The organism is Kribbella sp. NPDC056861 (assembly GCF_040687575.1).
GTDB lineage: Bacteria > Actinomycetota > Actinomycetes > Propionibacteriales > Kribbellaceae > Kribbella.
Map to the genome: position 1 here is coordinate 811,976 of NZ_JBFBNQ010000002.1, position 19,576 is coordinate 831,551.

General features: G+C 65.4%; 15 protein-coding genes. 6 read left to right on the plus strand and 9 right to left on the minus strand.

Features of this window, described 5'->3' with window-relative positions:
* Positions 1 to 253 precede the first annotated feature (253 nt).
* The gene (locus AB0P21_RS10880) at positions 254 to 2,470 is read left to right on the plus strand and encodes a S8 family serine peptidase (protein ID WP_363695582.1); all 2,217 of its coding nucleotides are present in this window, start codon (positions 254 to 256) and stop codon (positions 2,468 to 2,470) included.
* A gap of 132 nt (positions 2,471 to 2,602) precedes the next feature.
* Here the strand turns inward: AB0P21_RS10880 and AB0P21_RS10885 are convergent, their stop codons facing one another.
* From AB0P21_RS10885 to AB0P21_RS10895, 3 genes are all read right to left on the minus strand, one after another.
* Positions 2,603 to 3,610 (minus strand): helix-turn-helix transcriptional regulator, encoded by a 1,008-nt coding sequence (locus AB0P21_RS10885; RefSeq protein WP_363695584.1) that lies wholly within the window; start codon positions 3,608 to 3,610, stop codon positions 2,603 to 2,605.
* Positions 3,611 to 3,775: 165 nt separating this feature from the next.
* Positions 3,776 to 5,713 (minus strand): M6 family metalloprotease domain-containing protein, encoded by a 1,938-nt coding sequence (locus tag AB0P21_RS10890; RefSeq protein ID WP_363695586.1) that lies wholly within the window; start codon positions 5,711 to 5,713, stop codon positions 3,776 to 3,778.
* A gap of 754 nt (positions 5,714 to 6,467) precedes the next feature.
* Positions 6,468 to 7,616, minus strand: a complete 1,149-nt coding sequence (locus tag AB0P21_RS10895; RefSeq protein WP_363695588.1) for a LuxR C-terminal-related transcriptional regulator — start codon at positions 7,614 to 7,616, stop codon at positions 6,468 to 6,470.
* 471 nt (positions 7,617 to 8,087) lie between these two features.
* Here AB0P21_RS10895 and AB0P21_RS10900 point away from each other — a divergent pair, with 471 nt between their 5' ends.
* A complete protein-coding gene (locus AB0P21_RS10900; RefSeq protein ID WP_363695589.1) occupies positions 8,088 to 9,101 on the plus strand; it encodes a LacI family DNA-binding transcriptional regulator in 1,014 nt (337 codons plus the stop codon).
* A 52-nt stretch (positions 9,102 to 9,153) separates the two neighbouring features.
* Here AB0P21_RS10900 and AB0P21_RS10905 read toward each other — a convergent pair whose 3' ends face one another.
* On the minus strand, positions 9,154 to 11,034 hold the full coding sequence (locus AB0P21_RS10905; RefSeq protein WP_363695591.1) for a CocE/NonD family hydrolase: 1,881 nt from the start codon (positions 11,032 to 11,034) through the stop codon (positions 9,154 to 9,156).
* 473 nt (positions 11,035 to 11,507) lie between these two features.
* Between AB0P21_RS10905 and AB0P21_RS10910 the strand changes: the two genes are divergently transcribed.
* A complete protein-coding gene (locus AB0P21_RS10910) occupies positions 11,508 to 13,838 on the plus strand; it encodes a M4 family metallopeptidase (protein ID WP_363695593.1) in 2,331 nt (776 codons plus the stop codon).
* A 438-nt stretch (positions 13,839 to 14,276) separates the two neighbouring features.
* On the opposite strand, the gene AB0P21_RS10915 is transcribed toward AB0P21_RS10910, so the two are convergent.
* The gene (locus tag AB0P21_RS10915) at positions 14,277 to 14,519 is read right to left on the minus strand and encodes a hypothetical protein (protein WP_363695595.1); all 243 of its coding nucleotides are present in this window, start codon (positions 14,517 to 14,519) and stop codon (positions 14,277 to 14,279) included.
* A 157-nt stretch (positions 14,520 to 14,676) separates the two neighbouring features.
* Between AB0P21_RS10915 and AB0P21_RS10920 the strand changes: the two genes are divergently transcribed.
* Positions 14,677 to 14,952, plus strand: a complete 276-nt coding sequence (locus AB0P21_RS10920; RefSeq protein ID WP_363695597.1) for a hypothetical protein — start codon at positions 14,677 to 14,679, stop codon at positions 14,950 to 14,952.
* 4 nt (positions 14,953 to 14,956) lie between these two features.
* Here the strand turns inward: AB0P21_RS10920 and AB0P21_RS10925 are convergent, their stop codons facing one another.
* Positions 14,957 to 15,523: a CGNR zinc finger domain-containing protein gene (locus AB0P21_RS10925; RefSeq protein ID WP_363695598.1), complete on the minus strand. Its 567-nt coding sequence runs from the start codon at positions 15,521 to 15,523 to the stop codon at positions 14,957 to 14,959.
* Positions 15,524 to 15,579: 56 nt separating this feature from the next.
* On the opposite strand from AB0P21_RS10925, the gene AB0P21_RS10930 reads away from it, so the two are divergent.
* Positions 15,580 to 16,848 (plus strand): MFS transporter, encoded by a 1,269-nt coding sequence (locus AB0P21_RS10930; protein WP_363695601.1) that lies wholly within the window; start codon positions 15,580 to 15,582, stop codon positions 16,846 to 16,848.
* Between the two features lie 108 nt (positions 16,849 to 16,956).
* Complete coding sequence (locus tag AB0P21_RS10935) at positions 16,957 to 17,535, plus strand: dihydrofolate reductase family protein (protein WP_363695603.1); 579 nt, start codon at positions 16,957 to 16,959, stop codon at positions 17,533 to 17,535.
* 21 nt (positions 17,536 to 17,556) lie between these two features.
* On the opposite strand, the gene AB0P21_RS10940 is transcribed toward AB0P21_RS10935, so the two are convergent.
* From AB0P21_RS10940 to rph, 3 genes are read right to left on the minus strand one after another with little or no spacing between them, the layout of a single operon-like run.
* On the minus strand, positions 17,557 to 18,141 hold the full coding sequence (locus AB0P21_RS10940; protein WP_363695605.1) for a hypothetical protein: 585 nt from the start codon (positions 18,139 to 18,141) through the stop codon (positions 17,557 to 17,559).
* A 1-nt stretch (position 18,142) separates the two neighbouring features.
* A complete protein-coding gene (gene rdgB, locus AB0P21_RS10945) occupies positions 18,143 to 18,748 on the minus strand; it encodes an RdgB/HAM1 family non-canonical purine NTP pyrophosphatase (protein WP_363695607.1) in 606 nt (201 codons plus the stop codon).
* A complete protein-coding gene (rph, locus tag AB0P21_RS10950; protein ID WP_363695608.1) occupies positions 18,745 to 19,461 on the minus strand; it encodes a ribonuclease PH in 717 nt (238 codons plus the stop codon). The genes rdgB and rph overlap by 4 nt, the downstream gene beginning before the upstream one ends.
* Between the last annotated feature and the right edge of the window lie 115 nt (positions 19,462 to 19,576).

Sequence of the window (19,576 nt, forward strand, 5' to 3'; positions counted from 1 at the left end):
TCGGTTGCGGCATCCGGCAGACAGCCCGTTCGTGTTGCCACCTCAAAAGGCAACGAGAAGACGCTGACGCGGGAAAGGTCTATTAGTTGTGCGCAGTTCCTTTCCTCGAATGAGCCGAGGTCAGATTCCGACAGCCGAAAGACTTAGATGTCGTGAATGCGACAGGTTCAGCAGTTCGTCGCCGGCCTGCGCCGTGTCACCCTGAGCCGGAGCCCCGCTGTTGAGGATCTGTCGAATGAATCTGAGGAGCGTCATGTCCCGAAAACTCCGCCCGCGTTTCCGATCTCCCGGCAGCCGCCAGCGGCTGCCGGCAGCGATCGCTACTTTGGTGGTCGCGACAGCCGGAGTCACTACGGTGAATCCGGCTTCGGCTGCACCGGCGTCGGTCGAGCCGCAGGCAGCAGGTCCGCTGATGAACTACCTGATCAACGCTCGCCCTGACAGCGCTCAGATCTCTCGCGCGGCAGATGCCGTCGAGGAGGCTGGTGGCACTGTCCTTCAAACTTGGTCCGAGATCGGCGTGCTGGTGGTGCAGTCGAGCAACGCCAACTTCCGTTACGACGTACGGCGTGGGAAGAGCGGGCCTGCCGTGCAGTCGGTGGGCGCGACTCGAGTGGCGCCGGTGGACAAGCCGTTCGTCCAGCGGGGTGACGCCTTCCTCGCCGCGGCGGATCCGAGGGAGTCGGTGCAGCCCGACATGGCCCAGATCAAGGCCGACCGCGCATGGGACGTCACCACCGGATCGCCGAAGGTGCTGGTCGGCGTCGTCGATGGCGGGGTGGACGACACCCATCCGGACCTGGCGCCGAACTTCGCGGCGGCCGACTCGGTGAACTGCACCAACAGCGGAGTACCGGACACCACGCCCGGTGCCTGGAGACCGAATCCTGGAGCCAAGCAGGGATACCACGGGACGCACGTCGCCGGAACGATCGCCGCCGCGAAGACCGGTACCGTCGAACGGGCGGGCACTGGCGTCGTGGGAGTCGCGCCGTCGGTACGGTTCGCCTCGGTCAAGGTGACCGACGACAACGGTTTCATCTACCCGGAGTACGCCATCTGCGGAATTCTCTGGGCGACCCAGCGTCAGATGGACGTCACCAATCACAGCTACTACATCGACCCTTGGAACTTCTGGTGCAATGACGGCGCCGATCAGGGAGCTGTCCAGGAGGCGGTGCGGAGGGCATTCAAATTCTCCTTCGGCCGCGGCACTCTCTCAGTCGCTGCCGCGGGCAATGAGGACTACGACCTGCACAACAAGCAGATCGACGGGAACAGTCCCGGTGACATCCCAAAGGATCAACGGGTACCGCGATCGATCAGCAACTCGTGTCTGGACCTGCCGGCCGAATTGCCGAATGTCGTGACTGTCGCCAGCACAACCAACGAAAAGGCCAAGTCCGGCTTCAGCAACTACGGCCGTGGTGTGATAGATATCGCCGCGCCCGGAAGTGGTGTCTTGTCGACGATGCCTGGGGGCAAGTGGGGCCGAATCAGCGGTACGTCGATGGCGTCGCCCCACGTCGCCGGTGTTGCCGCGCTCCTGAAGTCGGCGAACCCTGATTGGGGGCCGCGCGAACTGGCTCAGAGGCTACGGGCGGACGCGGATCACAACGCCTGCCCGCCCGACACCCGGTGCAGCGGGACCACAGCCGACAACTCGTTCTTCGGGGTGGGCGTCACGGATGCTCTCCAGGCAGTGACCGGATACAAGGAGCCGGCCGGCGACCTTACCTCGACCATTGCCTTGAGCAACTGCTCCGCGTCACTGGTCAGGTTCCCCAGCTCGCACGATGACGACCGAGCAATGATGCTGACGAATGGACACTGCTACGACCTCGATCGGCTACGGCCTGGCGTGGTGGTCACCGACGAGCCGTCGAGCCGAAAGGGCACCCTGCTGAACGCCGAAGGTGCTGCGAGCGGCACAGTCGAGGCCGATCGCCTTCTGTATGCAACCATGACCGGCACGGACATCGCGTTGTACCGGCTGACGGACTCGTACTCCGCCGTCAAGGCACGGACCGGTCTGAATCCGCTGACCATCAGGGACAAGCAAGCTGCCGGTGACGAGCAGTTGTTCATCCCGTCCAGTTACTGGAAACACACCTGGGACTGCCGTGGGCAGGGCCTCGTGTACCAAGTGAAGGAGGCCGGCTGGGTCTGGCGAGATTCCTTGCGCTATGCGGAGCCCTGCGACACCATCCACGGTACGTCCGGATCGCCGATCGTGGACTCGAAACGACGCGACATCATCGGGATCAACAACACCGGCAACGACAGTGGCGAGAGTTGTACCTTCGACAACCCCTGCGAGGTCGACCAGGCAGGCAAGGTGACGGTTGACCAAGGACGCTCCTATGGGCAGCAGACCTGGTGGATCACCACCTGCGTCGACCCGGACACCAGGGTGTTCGACACGGCCAGGCCGAAGTGTGTCCTGCCGAAGAACCAGAACCCTGGATAGTCAGAAAACGAGACCATGCCAGACTGCCCACGAGCGATCACGTTCGTGGGCAGTTGCTTTGCTGCTTCCGGGACCGAACCACTTGTTGCCAACCGCAACCAGCGCCATCCTCCAGCCGATGACCGAGGTCCCTCAAGGTCGGAGTTGCTCGCCGGGAGCCGGTGCAGGGGGAGGGATCGCCTGCGTGAACATGCCCGTGCGCATGATCTGCATACCGAGTTGGAACCGGCTGACCGCGCCGAACCGCCTCTCGATGCGCGCGATGTAACGGCGGACGGTCCGTTGACTGATGTCAAGTTCGTTCGCGATCCTGTCGTCGGTCAGGCCGGCGGCGAGGGACGAGATGATTCGCTGCTCGACGTCGCTGACAGCACCCGGCTCGTCGGCGTCATAGCGGTCGAGTTGACGAGGCAGCGGTACCGCTGCCTGCCAGAAGAATTCGAAGACAGCTGACAGGCTGCGGAGCAGGGACGAACCGGGCACCGTGACGCCGACCAACCGATGGTCGGTGGCAGCCGGCACCAGGATCATCCCTTGCGGCTGATCGCCGATCAGCATCGTCATCGGAACGCCACGGTAGACGCGGGCCTCTTCGCCGAGTTCGATCGAGCGCTGGACGATCTCGCGTCCGACCGGAGTCTGGAGCACCTGGTGATCGTAGACCACCCTGAAGCGAACTCCTCGGCTCACGGCCTTGACGAATCCGTCGTTGACCAAACCGTCCTGCCGGTCCTGACCGGCGACGATGCCGAGATGCAGTGCACACACCTCGGCTTCTGCCGACTCGGCAAGTGAGCGATAGGCGCTGGAGATCGCCTCTGCCGAGGTCAACACCTCAATAGACAAAGGGTTGCTGCCTCGGTCGTAGACAGCTGAGTACCTCGAGGCGATGTCGCGGAGCCGCATCCATTCGCGGCGGTGGGTCTCGGCGTGGTTGCTCAGGACCAATGACGGAGGCAACGCAACCAGGCCGTCAGCGTCCACTCGGACAAGTCCGAGTTCGGTCAGCGCCGCGACGGCGCTTTGGAGATCGTGCTTCGTCGACGCCATCACCGAGCTCAGCCGGTCGAGACTGATCGGTCCGGTGGCGGCGATCTCGGCATAGACTTGTTCACCGTCTCGGCTCTCGGACAACCCCATCGCGCCCTCCCTGCGGCTAGCGTCACCTCGCGATCTCGCTCATCCTAGGGCTGCTTCCGTGCAGCAGTTGGTGGTTTCGGCGTTGGACGATGTCCAGATCTGACAGGGGAAACGTGGACGACTGTGCCTGACCGGTCGCCGGGGACGGCGGTCCGCCGTCACTTCTCAGTTGCCGTTGATCCGGCAGGTAGCCGTGGCGGTCTTCGTCGGGTCACTCTCGGAAGTGGCAGTCAGCAGTACCCGGGATCGCGCGTCACCTGTGCTGGTTTGACGTGCATACACAGGGATCCGTACCTGTTGTCCGAACGCGGCGGAGGTGAGGGCGTTGGGCAACGAAACCTGCCAGCCCTTTCCTTCCACGGCTGCTGACAATCGGTAGACGTCGCTGCCCAGGTAGGCACTGACACCTTCGGGGTGTTTGCCACGGACCGGCGCAGTTTTACCCTTGTTGGTGAGAACGAAGTCGCAGGTGCGAAGGCCGTTTGTTCCTGCCTGCGCGGTGGTTTTGTCAAGGGTCAGTCCGCGGCGCTGGGGACCGGCGCCGTCCAGAGACCTGATCGCCACGTCGTAGCTGAGTTGACCCTGGTCGTCCCGATGCAGGTCGAGTATGTAGAAGTGCAGCCGATTCGCGGTATCGGTGTACTCGTACACGCTGCCGGAGTCGGTGCCGGCGTGCAGCAACGCGTCCGACAGTTGCCGATAGTCGCCGATCGTGATCGGCACCTTCGTGCCGTCCGGCTTCACGTAGTCGGTCATCTTGATGTCCTGCGGATTCGCGTCGATGACCCACTCCGACGGCGCGACGTCCTCGTTCCGCGTCTTGGCCAGCAGTACGCCCGAGTCGGGCGTGAAGGAGTCGGTACCCATCCGGTCCACGACCTCGATCGTGTAGTTGTCGTACCCACCTCCGTCGCAAAGTGGGTCGGTAGTGGTGTCGCAGGACGGGGCGAGGTCGCCGGGTGCCGACGGGCTGGCACCGAGCGCGACGTTGATACCGGACAGCCCGGTCGCCCCTGGCTGTACCGAACGGGCGGTCACCCGGGCCAGCACGAGGCCGGACTCTTTCAGTCCCTCCCGGGACAATCGCAGGACGTTCTTCTCATCGACGAGTTTGAGTTGCATCTTGCTTCGCAGCATGTGTTGGGCTCCCATCGACGCGCCGGCCGTGGGTGGGATGAGCCAGCGACTGTGTGGGCCGCCAGGGCCGTTGAAGGCGCCTCGGCTCAGTAGTTCCCACGGCCCGCTGTAGGACCGGCGTGGAGGTGCACCGAACGGATTGTTGTAGTTGTCGAGGATGCCGAGAATGTGGGAGAACTCGTGGGCGAACACCGACATCCCGGAACTCTCGGCCTGTACTGAGGTAAGGCCAGTGATGTCGGCTGCCGGCCACAGGCTGGAACCTGATGCCCATGAGGTCCAGGGAACGTAACGGGTGCGCGCCCAGTTCTTCATCGTGGCGTTCGGCGGTCCGAAGGTGTCGGGGACGTCTTCCTTCGTCTCGAATTTCATCGGGCCGAACTCCTGCCAGGTCGACGACTCGTCCTGACCGGCACCGAGGAAGAAGACGAAGTCGAACTTGTCACGGATCGCGTCACCCTCTGCCGCGTACCATGCCTTCGTTGCGTCCGTCTCCAGATCGCGGCCACAATCGTTGGCAGGCGGGCAGTCGTCGCCGGACTGGAACTCCATCCCGTACTCGTAGTTCTTGCCCGGCAGCCGATATGCCCCGAAGGACGTCAACTCGATGCCGTAGCGGCCGCCGGAGTCCTCCATCCAGTACTCGTGGAGGGTGTGCCCCCTGTTGAGAGTCCCTGGCGTGTTCAGAAAGTCGGCATAGAACTTGGCGACCTGCTCCCGGGGAACTCCGTTGGCTTCCGCGGACGGGTTCCCGAAGACGGTGCTGTTCTGCGGTTGTGTGACCACGAACGGCTGGTTCGGGAAGTCTGCCAGCACCAGTGCGCCCCGGAGGGTCCGGACCGAGCCCTTGACCTTGGGATCGGCCCAGTTCGTGCCAGGGGGTTTGCGGTAGTCCGACCAGGTCATGTGGTCCGGGTTCGCCCAGTTCTGCGGGTCGATCGGCCCTGGAAATCCGGATTGATTCATCGTCGGTGACGAACGCACCGCCGGCGGTGTCACCTTGCCTTGATCGGACGATGTCTGCTGCCATGGCTGAGTTCGTGGCCAGTTGCCGAACTGCCAGGGGTGCAGCGGGCTGGATGCTGGAGACGATGAGGACGGCGGGGCCAGAGCGATGCTGGTGAATACGGCCAGGGCGCCGGCAAGGGCCGCCACGCGGGACAGAACTGGACGACGGTTCATAGTTGTCGCCTCCTCAGGGCACTGTGGAATGGGGCAGTTCGCGCGGTCGCGTCCGATCGCGAACCGGAGCCAGAGCATGGCATGTCACTGCGCTATCCTTGAGATATCCCCGTGGCCTTATCCGGACATTTCCTGAATAGGCCATCGGCACTCATGGCGCAATTTCGGACGGTGCTCATATTGTGATCGCTGTGTCGTTCGTCCGACAATTCCTGCCGGGTCGGCGAGATCGGCGCCGCGCCCCGTCCATCAGGAAAGAGGGGCGAGACCTGATGGACGGGGCGCGCATATGGCCAGCAGCAACGGTCATATGCGCGCTCTCGGCTTTTGAGGGAACTCCCTTGCGTGGAGGTGTTGTATAACCATCAATGGTTGCTACTCTGGCAAGACCAGAATGTTCAGGGTCCGGCGATATGTGAAAACAGATCGAACACCCTTGCCGGGTTTACCGCCTGGTCCGGTGCCCGCGTTCTGGGAAAGCGGTGCCAGTGGCTGCTCCTTATTCCCCCGGCGGCGGCTGGCACCGCTACTTTCCGGGTTACATCCAGCCCCTGCGCGTGACCTGCACGCCAAGCTGGAAACGTGAGTTCACACCGAGCATCATCTGCAGTCTGGACAGACGACGGCCGACGGTTCGCTCGGACACGCCGAGCTGCCGGGCGATCGACTCGTCGGTGAGTCCTGCTGCCAGCAAGGTCAGCAGGAGGCGCTGATCATCGGTCAGACCTCCGCGCACTTCCGAGTCGGGCCCACTGAGGTCGCCACCGTGAGACAGCGGCACGGCCAGCCACCAGCACGACTCGAAGACGGCCAGCAGTGAATCGAGCAACGACGGCTCGTAGACGACGATCGATGGTGCGGGTCCGCCCCGGATTCCGGACGGAGTGATGATCGCTCGCCGGTCGTCGCACAGAATCATGTCGATCGGCGCGTGGGGCAGGTAACGCGCCTCCTCTCCGTTCGCGACCGAAGTCTTGACGGCCTTGAGGGTCTCCGAACTGGAAAGAATCGGCTGGCCGTAGACGACCCGGAACCGCACGCCACGGGCTATGGCTTCCTGACTGCCGGGCAGAGGCCTCGATGCTGGAAGGTCGGGTACGTCGAGAGACGGACTGACGCTGAGCGCGGCGACATCGGAGCCGGCATCGCGTAGGACGTCGGCCACTGCTTCGCGGGTCTGCTGTCCACCGCTGAGCATTTCGACCGCCGCGGACCGTTGGTGTGCGGTGGTCCAGACCTCCGAGAGGGTCAACGCGGCCTCCCAGGCTGCGATGGCCTGCTGAGCTTTGCTGTGGGCAACTGGTTGCAGGGCCGACATGGGGTAGACCGGCGTCACGACTCCGTCGTCGATCCGAACGAGCCCGAGCCGGGCGAGTTCTGTGACCGCGCCCAGGGAGGTTGACCGGTCGGCCTTCATTGCCGCAGACAACTCCTCGGCCCCGATCGAACCCTGCTGAACGCAGAACCGATAGGTCTGCTCCACGACCTCACTGAGCAGCCGCTCACCGCCAGCGATTGGCCACACCGACGTCGTCCTCACGCTGCGAACCGTCGACTCCGGATTTATGCTCCTGATGGCGCGGAGATAGTGGCCGGTATTCAGTACAGCGCCCGGAGAGCGAGATAGCTGACACGAATGGCCTTTCCGATCCGCCTCTGAATTCTTGTCGCTGCCTACTGTGCCCATGATTCTGCCCGTTCTGTACTTATCCCGCAGATTTTGCTCGTCCTATACCGGACTTGGTCGCAACGGGACACCATCCGGAATGCCTGCTGCCTGAAGAAGGCCCGCCAACTGTCCTGGCGGGTCTTTCGAAGTGGTCGTCCGGACGGGTCGATCGAGCGTCAGGTGAGAACCAGATCCAACTGGTCAAAGCGGTCCCCCGGTGAGTTGCCATGGGCAAGGGGACCCCTCCGGACCGCGCTGTCCACCGTCACAGGTGCCCCTCCCCGCGTCTCGCTGGACGATTCTAAACGATTAACCATGTACTGGCATAGAGTGGAATCGAAGTCCGGGTGCAGATCGGTTCCGCCCTCGAATCACTGGTGTAATCGATTAACCTGTGGTACAGCTAAGGCATGCCAGTGCTTCCGTGGGCGGATCAGTGATGCGGACGTGACTGTTGGCCGAAAAGTGGCGAGGACTCGGCCACCGACCGTGCGAGACGTCGCCGGGCGGGCCGGTGTCTCCACCGCAACGGTGTCGATCGTCTTGAACAGTTCGGGCGATACCGAGCGGCGAGTGACTTCGCTAACCCGCCAGCGAGTGGTAGCAGCGGCTCTGGAGTTGGGGTACGTCGCCAATCAGGCGGCCCGGGGGCTGCGGCGCGGGCGCACCGAGCAGATTACCCTTGCGCTGCGCTGGCCCGATTCGCCCTGGACCCAAGGGATGGCGGTCGCGATCGGCGAGGTTGCAGAACAGAACGGCTACTCGGCGGTGCTACTCGCCTCAGGAGACTGGCAGGGCTATCTGAGCAAGGGATTGGCGGACGGCGCTGTCATCGACGCTGTCGCGGACCAGGCCTTCGACCTCACCACGATCCAGCCGCTGCTGGCTCGCGGGATGGCGATCGTGCTGCTGAACAATTTTGTCGAGCCGGATGGTTTCGACGTGGTACGCAGCAACGAGCTCGCGGTCTGCAAGCAGGCGGTGAACGCGTTGATCGACGCCGGCCACCGGCGGATCGCCTGTTTGCGCAATGACGTCGACGATCCGCCGAATCTGGTGGGTGAGCGTTATGCCGCCTACCAGGAAACGCTGGCCGAACGAGGAGTTCCGATCAGACCGAGTTTGATCCGCCATGTTGGTGGCTCGCGGGAGTTGGCATTTCAGGCGAGCCTGGAGTTGTTGCAGCGGGGCAGGAACCGGCCGACCGCGATCTACGCGGCGTCCGACCTCGCGGCAATCAGCGCGTTGTGGGCCGCGCGCAGATTGGGACTCGACGTCCCTGGCGACGTAGAAATCCTTGGGACGGGTAACTCGCCCGAAGGGGTCTATACGGATCCGCCGCTGAGCTCGATCGGGCCGCGACAGCCGGACTTCGCTGCTGTGGGTGAGCTTGTCTTCAGCCGGCTGAATGCGGCCAAACCACTACCGGCCCGGGTGCACCGGCAGGAGTGGTGCCTGGTGCCGAGAGGCACGGCACTCGCGTCCTGGACACCTGAGGGATGATTGTGCGTGCGGTCCGTCCGTAGCCGATGACCAAGGACGGACCGCGGCCTTGCTACTTGGAGGCTTCGATGAACTCCTGCATCAGTTTGCGTGGGTCCTTCTCCGGTTCTGGCTGCGCGAGCCGGAACGGCGCGGACTTCGTCGGGGCGGCCGGACGGGCCGTGCGATCTGAGCCGGCGAGTTCGCGGGTTTGTGCCGGCCGGTCGTCAGTCTCGGGTCGCAGGGTAGGGATGCCGCCACTGAGTGGTGCAGTCAGGAAGGATCGCAGCGGGTCGACGGTGACGGTGACAGGACCGGATGGCCGACGCTCGGCGCTGCCCCAGATGTCTGTGGGATCGGTCTCCGGGTTGGAGGCGTTGAGGTCTGGCTCGGCGGTCACGGCCACACCGATGCGGTGCCCAGCGGCAAAAGTGACGTCGTCGGTGTTGAGTTTGATGCGCAGGTCGTACCAGCGGCCCGGAACCAGCTTCTCCCGACGGTAAGGCGTTCGCCAATGCCCCGCGTCCGCGTTGTTGTGAGTGACAACGGCTGCATCACTGGTAGTGAGGGCGTTCTCGGTGTGGTCCTCGCACCCCGTGTCGGAGTTGTCCCCGTCTCCGTAACAGACCTGATCGACTTCGTAGTCTCGGCCGGAGTACCGTGCCGCTGTGCCGTAGTCGACGAGTCGCACCTGGATACCTGTGGCTGGCTTGTCGGCTTTGAATTTGAGGCTGATGGATGCGGTGCCGGACAGTCTGGTCTGCTCTGGAAGGATCTCGCTCAGGAAGAGTGCTTGACCGGAATCGGCGGATGTGGGGTTGACGGCGGTGAGGTCGTTCGTGGGTTGGCCGCTACTGGTGATGCTGAGTGGAGAGCCGGTGCCGAGTCGGAGCCGGGTTTGTCGTGCCGCGGCAGCGGGCCAGGTGGATTCTTCGGTGAAGGTACCGTCGTCTTGCTGAACGGTGGCCATCGGTGTGTCCATCACGCCGTTCTGCAGGCCTTGGAGCCAGTAGTCGAACCAGGGATGCAGGCGGTCGAGCCACATCTGCCCGAAGTCGATGGGGTCGATGTGCTGGTCGCGGTGTAGGAAGATCTTCCGAGGAACGTTGTTGGCGGCCAGTTGATCCCACCACTGCCCGAACTGGCGGGTTTTCACGTTCTCGTCGGCGAGACCGTGAACGACGTAGACGCTGGCCTTGACCTTCTTGGCGTTGAGGTTGTAGTTCCGGGGGTCCCACCACTTGCTGTAGTTCCCGGTGGCGCTGTCGGACTGCTCCTCCAGAACGGCGGTCTGGGCGTTGCAGTTCGGCGACTTCTTGTTGTTGACGAAGTTGTGCAGATATCCGATGTGTCCGTCGTTGGCGATCCCGTCACTGCGGGTGTAGTCGTACCAGCTGGAGATGGCCGCGATCGGGACGATGGTCTTGAGTCCTTCTACGCCGGTACTGGCTACGGCATTGGCGATCGTGCCGTTCCAGGAGACTCCGATCATCCCGGTCTGGCCGGTGGACCAGTTCGCGGTGGCCGGCGCCCCGGCGGTGGTGAACCCCTTGGCGCGGCCGTTCAACCAGTCGACGACGGCTTTTGTGCCGGCGATCTCGCGTTGGGCCCCTACGTCGTCGCACCCGGTGGCGCGAAAGGTACCGGCCAGGTCAGCGAAGACCACCGCGTAGCCGCGAGGGACGAAGTAGTTGTCCAGCACTCCGCCGTAGACTTGGCGGACACCCTTGCCGTCGAATTCCGAAGGTGAGTAGAACGCCCCGTAGTAGGGGGATGCCTGCATGATGACCGGGACCTTGATGCCGGCTTCGGCTGCTTCGCCCGGGCGGATGACGTCGATGGTGACCCGGTCCGGTACTCCGTCGGCGTCGCCATCGGTCGGGACCTGAACCTCGATCTTCTCCCGGATCACGTTGTCGTAGTCGTAAGCTGCAACCGTTTGAGTACCTTCCACGAACGGCAGCGGATCCTCCGTACCGGTTGCGGTCGCGGCGGGTATCGAAAGTGGCGCCAGGGCCAGAACGGACGCGAGCACCAGCAGTCGCCGGTACCTTCGGAAATGACGGTCGATTGACATGGGGATCCTCCTGTGGCGGTGAGGGACCGGAATCTCCCTTGGAAAAAGGAGAACGTCCCCGCCGGCGGGGGCAGACGCCCGGCGGAAGCTCAGCGAGTATTGCATCGGCCGGAACGGCGATCCAGGCTCCGATTTGGCCGGAACTGGCGAGGTGGCAAACCGGACAAATGCTGGCCGCCTTCGTGCGCGGAATTGTTTTCAGTCGTTCACTGCCCATGCCTCGGCAGATCGAGCGCCGGCAAAAGCCACTTGCGTGAGATGGCTCACGTAAGGTCGCGCAATGGATCGGCCAGGTGACAGATTGCAGCCCTCGCCCCTCTCAATGCGTGTAGTGCAAAGGGAGGAAAAGAATGAAAGCTCGTACCTGGCTCGCCGGCTTGACCGCCGGCGCGGTCTTCATCACCTTGACGGCACCGGGGTCGGCCAACAGTGCCCCTGTCCCGTCGTCCGACAACGTAGTTGAAAAGGCCCCGGAGATCCGCACCTTGGAGACCCCGAAGGCCGGCGGTAAGGGCATGGTCGCGATGCGCGATGCCACCGGCCGCGCGCACTCGATCCGGCCGGCCGAGCCGCTGAAGGCTCCAGCTTCGGTCAGCACGAATGCCAGCAAACTGCCCGGCAGCAAGCCGGGCAGCAGCAACCCTGACACGGTAGCGGTCGCCAAGGCGCAGGTCACCGCGATCGCGCCGTACTTCGGTGCCCGCCCGGCCGACCTGGTGGCGAAGTCGAGCTCGCTCAGCGCGCTCGGTTCGCAGGTCCGGTTCCAGCAGAGCATCGACGGCGTTCAGGTGTACGGCGGCGAGATCGTCACCACCCTGGACAAGGCCGGCTCGCTGGAGTCCGCCAACGGCGAGGTCGCGCTGGCGACGTACGGCGCGTTCCCGAAGCCCGAGGCGGCCGACGCCGCCAAGGCCGCCGCGCAGAGCGCCGCTCTGCAGTCCGTCGCGGACCGCGGCAAGCTCGACGCCTCGACGCTGACCGCCAAGCTGGACGGCCCGCGCTGGTTCGACCTCAGCCTGGTCACCCGTCAGCCCGGCTCGGTCGCCGTCCCGGTCTACCTGTACAACGTGACCGGCCCGAACGACACCCGCTGGCAGGCGATGGTGCACGCGTCGGCCGGCAAGACGCTGCTCGCCTGGGACCTGACCGAGCACATCAACCGCGTCGTGTGTGACGCGAACCGCGATGTTGTCCAGAACACTGGTAAGGACGTCCGCTGCGGCGGCGGCGTCTTCGCGGCCAGCCGGGTCGAGAGCGGTCCCGCCTCGGCGGTGCCGGACGTCAACCAGGTCTTCGAGTTCTTCGGCGACACCTCCGACACCTTCGCCGGGGTCGGCACCGACCTGACCGACCTGATCGGCGCCGACTACGGCGACGGTCTGGGCAAGGCGCTGCGCGGCACCGTCCGGATCTGCGTCGACGGCGGCTGCCCGTACGCCAACGCGTTCTGGAACGGCGAGCAGATGGCCTTCGGTGAAGGCGTCAGCACCGACGACATCACCGGTCACGAGCTGACCCACGGCGTCACCCAGCACACCTCCGCCCTGGCCTACCTGTGGGAGGCCGGCGCGATCAACGAGTCGCTGTCCGACATTATGGGCGAGTTCGTCGACCTGACCAACGGGTCCGCGGACGACACCGCGGCCAACCGCTGGCAGATCGGCGAGGGCTCCAGCCTCGGCGTGATCCGGTCCCTGAAGGACCCGACCGCGTTCGGTCACCCGGACAAGATGACCAGCCCGAAATTCTTTGACGACAAGTACTTCCAGGACGCCGGCGGCGTGCACCTCAATTCCGGCGTCGGCAACAAGACGGCGTTCCTGATCACCGACGGCGGCACCTTCAACGGCCAGACCGTGGCCGGCATCGGCATCCCCAAGTCCGAGGCGCTGTGGCACGAGACCCAGAAGGTGCTGACCACCGGCGCCGACTACGGCGACCTGGCCGAGGGCCTGCGGGCCGTCTGCAACGTGCTCCAGAAGCACGACGTGAAGGGCATGACCAAGGCCGACTGCGCCGAGATCGAAAAGGCTATCAAGGCCACTGAACTAGATCTGGAGCCTTCGATCGGTAAACCTGTCCAGGCTCCGGTCTGCGACACCACGGACGCCAAGGTGAAGAACCTGATCACTACCAGCTTCAAGCAGTACCCGGACGGCGTCGTCACCCGTAGCCCCGGCTGGGTGCTCGGCAAAGCCGATCGCGATCCCAACTCACCGATCGAAATGTCCTACTCCGGTGACGGCGACGACTCGATGTACGGCAAGATCACCGAGCCTGAGTCATCGATCACCGTGCAGACAAAGAACGCGATGAAGATCAAGAACGAGAAGACGTACCTGCGCTTCACGCACGCGTACAACTTCTACAACGCGAAGTTGTTCTCCTGGTTCCGCTCCGGCACCGGCACTTTGGACTACTCCGTCGACAACGGCGTGACCTGGCAGGACAGCTCGGCGCTGCCGTGGAAGAACGGGCCGACCGTGGACCCGAACTTCGACGACGACCCGGCCGCCTGGCACGGCAACTCCGGCGGCTTCGAGACCAGCCGGCTGGACGTGTCGCAGTTCAGCGGCAGCCTGCTGAAGTTCCGCTGGAACGGCAACGGCGGAGAGTTCTCCGACATCCTGCCCGGCAACTGGTGGCTCGACAACGCCACCATCTACACCTGCTCCAAGTAGATAGCTGAGAGGGGCCCGGCGGTCTCGAACTCGTCCGCCGGGCCCTGGAGCAGCGGCAGTACTGTGCTGACACGGGTGGTTCCTGGCGTTCGTGGTACCCCGCGATATGCGACCTCGCACAGTTGCACGGAACTCCCCTGTTGGGGCAGCGGGGTGCTGCGTCGGCCGTGAGGTGGTAGTCGCTCGCCCCTGTGAGGAACGTTGTGACGGTGTGGTTCGCGCAGCGGTTCTTGCCGTCACCGACAGACTTCGGCATCACCGTGCCGCCTGACAAGCGGTCGGAGCGGACCAGGGCGGCGATCAGTCCGGCCAGGGACAGTAGCGGCCACTCCAGTGATACGGCCGCATGGAGAGCGAAATCGGTCAGCGGCAGCACCACCATCATGGCAACGACAACCGCCGGGACCGTCGTGGTCGGGCGCTCGATACCTTGCTATTTCACCGGCGTCGGCTGTCCCACAGCGGGATCAGCGCCTCGTCGACGATGCGTTCGAAATCGGCGTGGTCGAGCGGGCGTCCGGTGATGTGGGGCAGGCTCGTAAGGAGTCCGATCACTACCGCCAGGTCCATCGACCCGTTCGGCCACTGAGTCGCCAACTCTGCGCTGGCCTGATTGGCCTCGCCGGCGTCCGCGTCGCATCCGAGCTGCTCGTCCCCGGAGGTTCGGACTGCTGCCGCCACGGCTGCGGCGATTGAGTTGATGAAGCGGGTCTGCGACGGCTGCGCCGTCGTACTGAGCCACCCTGGTCCTCCGGAGCACCAAGGCGACGGCCCTGTCGCGGCGGAACGATCGCTGCGATGTCGTGCTTGCGGCCATCACGCCGACATCCGTTCGACGGTGCAGACTTCCAGCGACGCGATCGATCCCTACTTTCACCATCCTCTGTGGCTCCAGACGGACTGCTGCGGCCAGATCTTGTGGGCCTACAACGCCGAGCATCTCGATCTGCTGGAGGCGTCCGTCGGCGCGCGTCTTCGCGAGCGTGGGGTGGATCGACAGTGGGCGAGCGTGGTGGAACGGCTTCCGACTTGGATCAAGTCGGCAAAGAACCGCGCCGAGATCCTCCGGGCCGCCGGACGTCTGCGCTCCTCGCTCCCGCCCGTGCGACCGTGAGCGGTCAGGACCTCGCTTCGTCCTGGCGACCACGCCATGCTTGTTGTTTCGCGCGGTTTCCGCACATCTCCATCGAGCACCAGCGCCCGGTTCGGGAGCGGGAGGTGTCGTAGAACGCCCACCGGCAGGCGTCGTTGCCGCACACCTTCAGCCGCACCCAGGTGGCGTCGTTCATCGCGGTCGTCATGATCACGAGCAGACGCCCGAGGGCGCCGTCGACCCCGTCGGCCTCGGCCTCGACACTCCAGCGTGACTCGACGGTCAGACTCGGCCTCAAGCGGGCTCGCGCGGCCGCCGTATTGACCACCTCGACTGCGGACGGTGCAAGTTCGGCGCGGCGATGATTCGACTCCAGGATTGACCTGATCGCCTCGCGGAGGGCGATCGCGCGCTCGAAATCCAGTTCGCCCGCTGCCCGGTCCGCAGCGGCCAGGAGGTCGGCCTCGATCAGCCAGCCGGCGAGCGCCGCGGGTGAGGTCAGCACCTCGGTTCTCGCTTCGATGTCCCAGGTGTTGACGAAGGCCCGGACCGTTTCCAGCCGTCCGGGTGCCGCCGAGGGAGAGAGATCCATACCGCCAGAATAACCGTCTTGCGTCGAACAGAGGTTACGCCATAACCTTCTTTCTCATGACGACGGTTACTTCGGGCAGTACTGCGGTCTGGCGCAATCGCCGTTTCCGCCGGATCTGGCTGGCCTCCTCGGTCTCTTTCTTCGGATCGGAGATCGCCGAGCTGGCTCTGCCGCTGCTGGCGCTGGTCACCTTGTCCGCCACCGCGCAGCAGGTCGGGTTCCTGCGGATGGCGCAGTTCCTGCCGTTCCTGGTCGCCACCCTCCCGCTCGGCGTCCTGGTCGATCGGCGACGCAGCCAGCGGCTGACGATGATGGTGACTGCCGACCTCGGCCGGTTCCTGCTCGTCGCCGCGATTCCGGCCGCGATCTGGCTCGGCGTCGCCCGGATCGAGGTGCTGTACGGGCTGGTGTTCTGCGCCGGCATCCTCACCGTCCTCTACCAGCTGGCCGATTTCGCCTTCCTGCCCAGCGTTGTCGAGGGCAACCAACTGGTAGAGGCCAACGGCAAGATCTCGGCCAGCCAGTCCGCCAGCGAGATCGGCGGTCGCGGCATCGGCGGACTGCTCGTGCAGACCATCACCGCACCAGTCGCTGTCGCCGCGAACGCGGCAAGCTTCCTGATCTCCGGGCTGGCCCTCGCCGGCCTTCGAAACCAACTGCCGTCCCAGCCGGTCGATCAGGTCCGCCCCGAGACCGGTTCCGGCCTCACGGCGGGACTCCGCGCCGCAGCAAGCAACCGCTACATCAGAGCGCTGCTGGGCGAGGCGGCCACCTTCAACCTCTTCAACGAACTGTTCATCCTCGGCCTCCTGGTCCACTCCGTGCACGGCCTGGGACTCGGCCCGGCCGAGATCGGGCTGGTCTTCACGGCCGGCGGCATCGGATCCTTCGCCGGCGCCTGGTTCGGATCACGGTTCACCGCACGCTTCGGCTACGGCCGCGTCCTGCTCACCACCCTGATCCTCGGCAACACCGCGCCTCTCGGCGTACTCCTCGCCGGCCCACCCGGCGGCGCCGCGCTCGCCGTACTGTCCGCGGTGTTCGTGGTGATGGGCGTCGGGATCGGCATCGCGAACTCACACGCAGTGACGCTTCGCCAGATCGCCGTCCCCGAACAGCTCCGCGGCCGGGTGAACGCGGCCTATCGCCTGGTCTCCTGGGGAGTCCTCCCCGCCGGCGCCGGCGCCGGCGGCCTACTGGCCACCCGAATCGGCGCCCACCCGACGATGATCATCGGCGCGATCGGCGTCACCCTGGCCACCGCCTGGGTCGCGTTCTCCCCCGTCCCCCACCTGCGCCGGATCGACGACGCAGCGCAGAACTGACCCTGCATCAAAACAATTTCCCGGCCCGTTGTCGGATCCGGGCCGGAGCATTCGTAGCAGTGTTGTGAGGCAGCCCGGAGCGGGCGCCCGATTCCCAAGGAGATCACGATGACCGCCACCTACACCTTCGACGTCTTCGCCAGCCTCGACGGCTACGCCAACCACACCGGCGACTGGGGTGGCTGCTGGGGCAAGGCGGGTCCCGAGTTCCTCCAACGGCGGTTCGAGCAGTACTCCGAGCAGCAGCGGATCGTCTTCGGGGCGACCACCTACCGGTTCAACGAGAAGATGGCGACCGTGGTGGCCCCCGAGATGTTCCAGGAGGCCGGCTCCTGGCTCACCGAACTGCGGCAGCGCCCGGCCACGGTCCTGTCGAACACGCTCCAGGCCCCGCTCGACTGGCCGGACGCGACCGTCGCCACCGGCGACGCGGTCGAGATCATCGCCCGACTCAAGGAAGAGTCCGACGTACCACTGCGCTCGCACGGCAGCCTGGCCCTGAACCGCGCCCTGCTCGCCGCCGGCCTGGTGGACCGCATCCAGCTGACGGTCTTCCCGGTACTGACCGGCAAAACCGGCGTGAACCCGGTCTTCGCCGACGTCCCCGACTTCGATCTCACCCTGATCGAGAGCCACATCCTGGACGGCAGCACCCAAGAACTCGTATACCAGCCCACCCTGCACTAGAACACGAGCGCAGCAGCCGAACTACAGCGACTTCAGGTACGCCTGGCCTCTTGGGGAGAGTTCGTAGCCGGTTTCCAGGCTGTAGGTGAGGCCGAGGTTCTTGAGTTTGCGGACGTCGAGTTTGAAGCCGGGGGTGTCGCGGTCGAAGTCGGCGGCCAGGTCGCCGGCGCGGGTGGCGGGGCGGGCCTGGATCTTCTGCAGGACGGCCGTCGTCCAGGCGCCGTGCTTGCTGAGCTCGTCGAGCTTGGCGAGCCGGGTGCGGAGGTCTTCGAGGTCTTCCTCGGTCAGCTCCGCGGTCGCGGCCAGCTCCTCGCGGGGGTCGGCGCCTTCGACCAGGTGGAACTTGATCAGGAAGGTCGGCCAGTCCTCGTTGCCGCGCAGCCGGCGGCGTACGTCGCGGGCGTTCTGGCGGTCGGCGGCGAAGACGTCGTCGTCGTAGTCGGAGATCAGGTCCGGCTTGACCTCGCGGACGCTGTCGATCTCGATCCGGCCGGCGTTGGTCCGGTAGATCCGGCCCTCCACCACGCGGGCCTCGGCCCAGCGCCGGTACGCCGCGGTGATCTTGCCCGTCTCGACGCCTTCTTTGTCAGGTCCAGCGAACAACATGTCAGGCCTCCAGTGCTTTCGCCACGATCGGCGCCAGCTCGCGCAACGCCTTGCCGCGGTGGCTGATCGCGTCCTTCTCCTCGACCGACAGCTCGGCCGTGGTGCGGTCGTACCCCTCCGCCTGGAAGAGCACGTCGTACCCGAAACCGCCGGTGCCGCGCAGTTCGCGGATCACCGAACCGGGCATCTCGCCGCGGACGATCACGTCCTCGGCGCCTGCGCGGACGAACGCGACGGCGGCCACGAAGGACCCGGTACGGCGCTCGTCGGGCACGTCTTCCAGCTGGCCGAGGAGCAGCAGGTTGTTCGTGTGGTTGTCCTTGGCCGGGCCCGACCAGCGGGCCGACAGCACGCCGGGCATCCCGTTCAGCGCGTCGACGCAGATGCCGCTGTCGTCCGCGATCGACGGCAGGCCGGTCGCGGCCAGCGCGGCGTGCGCCTTCAGCAGCGCGTTGCCCTCGAAGGTCGGCTCGGTCTCGGCCGGCTCCTCGTACGCCGGTACGTCGCCGAGCCCGAGCACCTCGATGCCGGGCACGATCGGGGTCAGGATGCGGCGCAGCTCCTCGAGCTTCTTCTGGTTGTTCGAGGCCAGCAGAACCTTGGTCACGCGAGGGCCTCCTGCTGCAGCTTGGTCAGGTCGGCGCAGCCGGCGATCCCGAGGTCGAGCAGGCTGTTCAGCTCGTCGCGGTCGAACGGCGCGCCCTCGGCGGTGCCCTGCACCTCGATGAACTTGCCGTCGCCGGTGAGCACCAGGTTCATGTCGGTCTCGGCCCGGACGTCTTCCTCGTAGCAGAGGTCGAGCATCGGGGCGCCGTCGATGATGCCGACCGAGACGGCCGAGACGGAGCCGGTCAGCGGCTCGCCCTTGAGCGCTTTGCGGTCGCGCAGGTAGGTGACCGCGTCGGCCAGCGCGACGTACGCGCCGGTGATCGCGGCGGTCCGGGTGCCGCCGTCGGCCTGCAGCACGTCGCAGTCGAGCAGGATGGTGTTCTCGCCGAGCGCCTTGTAGTCGATCACCGCGCGCAGCGACCGGCCGATCAGCCGGGAGATCTCGTGCGTCCGGCCACCGATCCGGCCCTTCACCGACTCGCGGTCCGAGCGGGTGTTGGTGGACCGCGGGAGCATCGCGTACTCCGCGCTGACCCAGCCCAGGCCGGAGCCCTTCCGCCAGCGCGGCACCCCCTCGGTGACGCTGGCCGCGCAGAGCACCCGGGTCTTCCCGAACTCCACCAGCACCGACCCCTCGGCGTGGTCGAGCCACTTCCGCGTCAGCGTCACCGGGCGGAGCTGGTCAGCGGTACGTCCATCAATACGAGCCATAGGCGAAACCCTATGCCCGAAGTCCCTGCACCTCCGCATCGACAGAACGAACCGCCACCGCGCTCCGCGCGGCGGCGGTGGAGTGAGGGTGCGAGCACCCGGAGGTGGCGGGCGG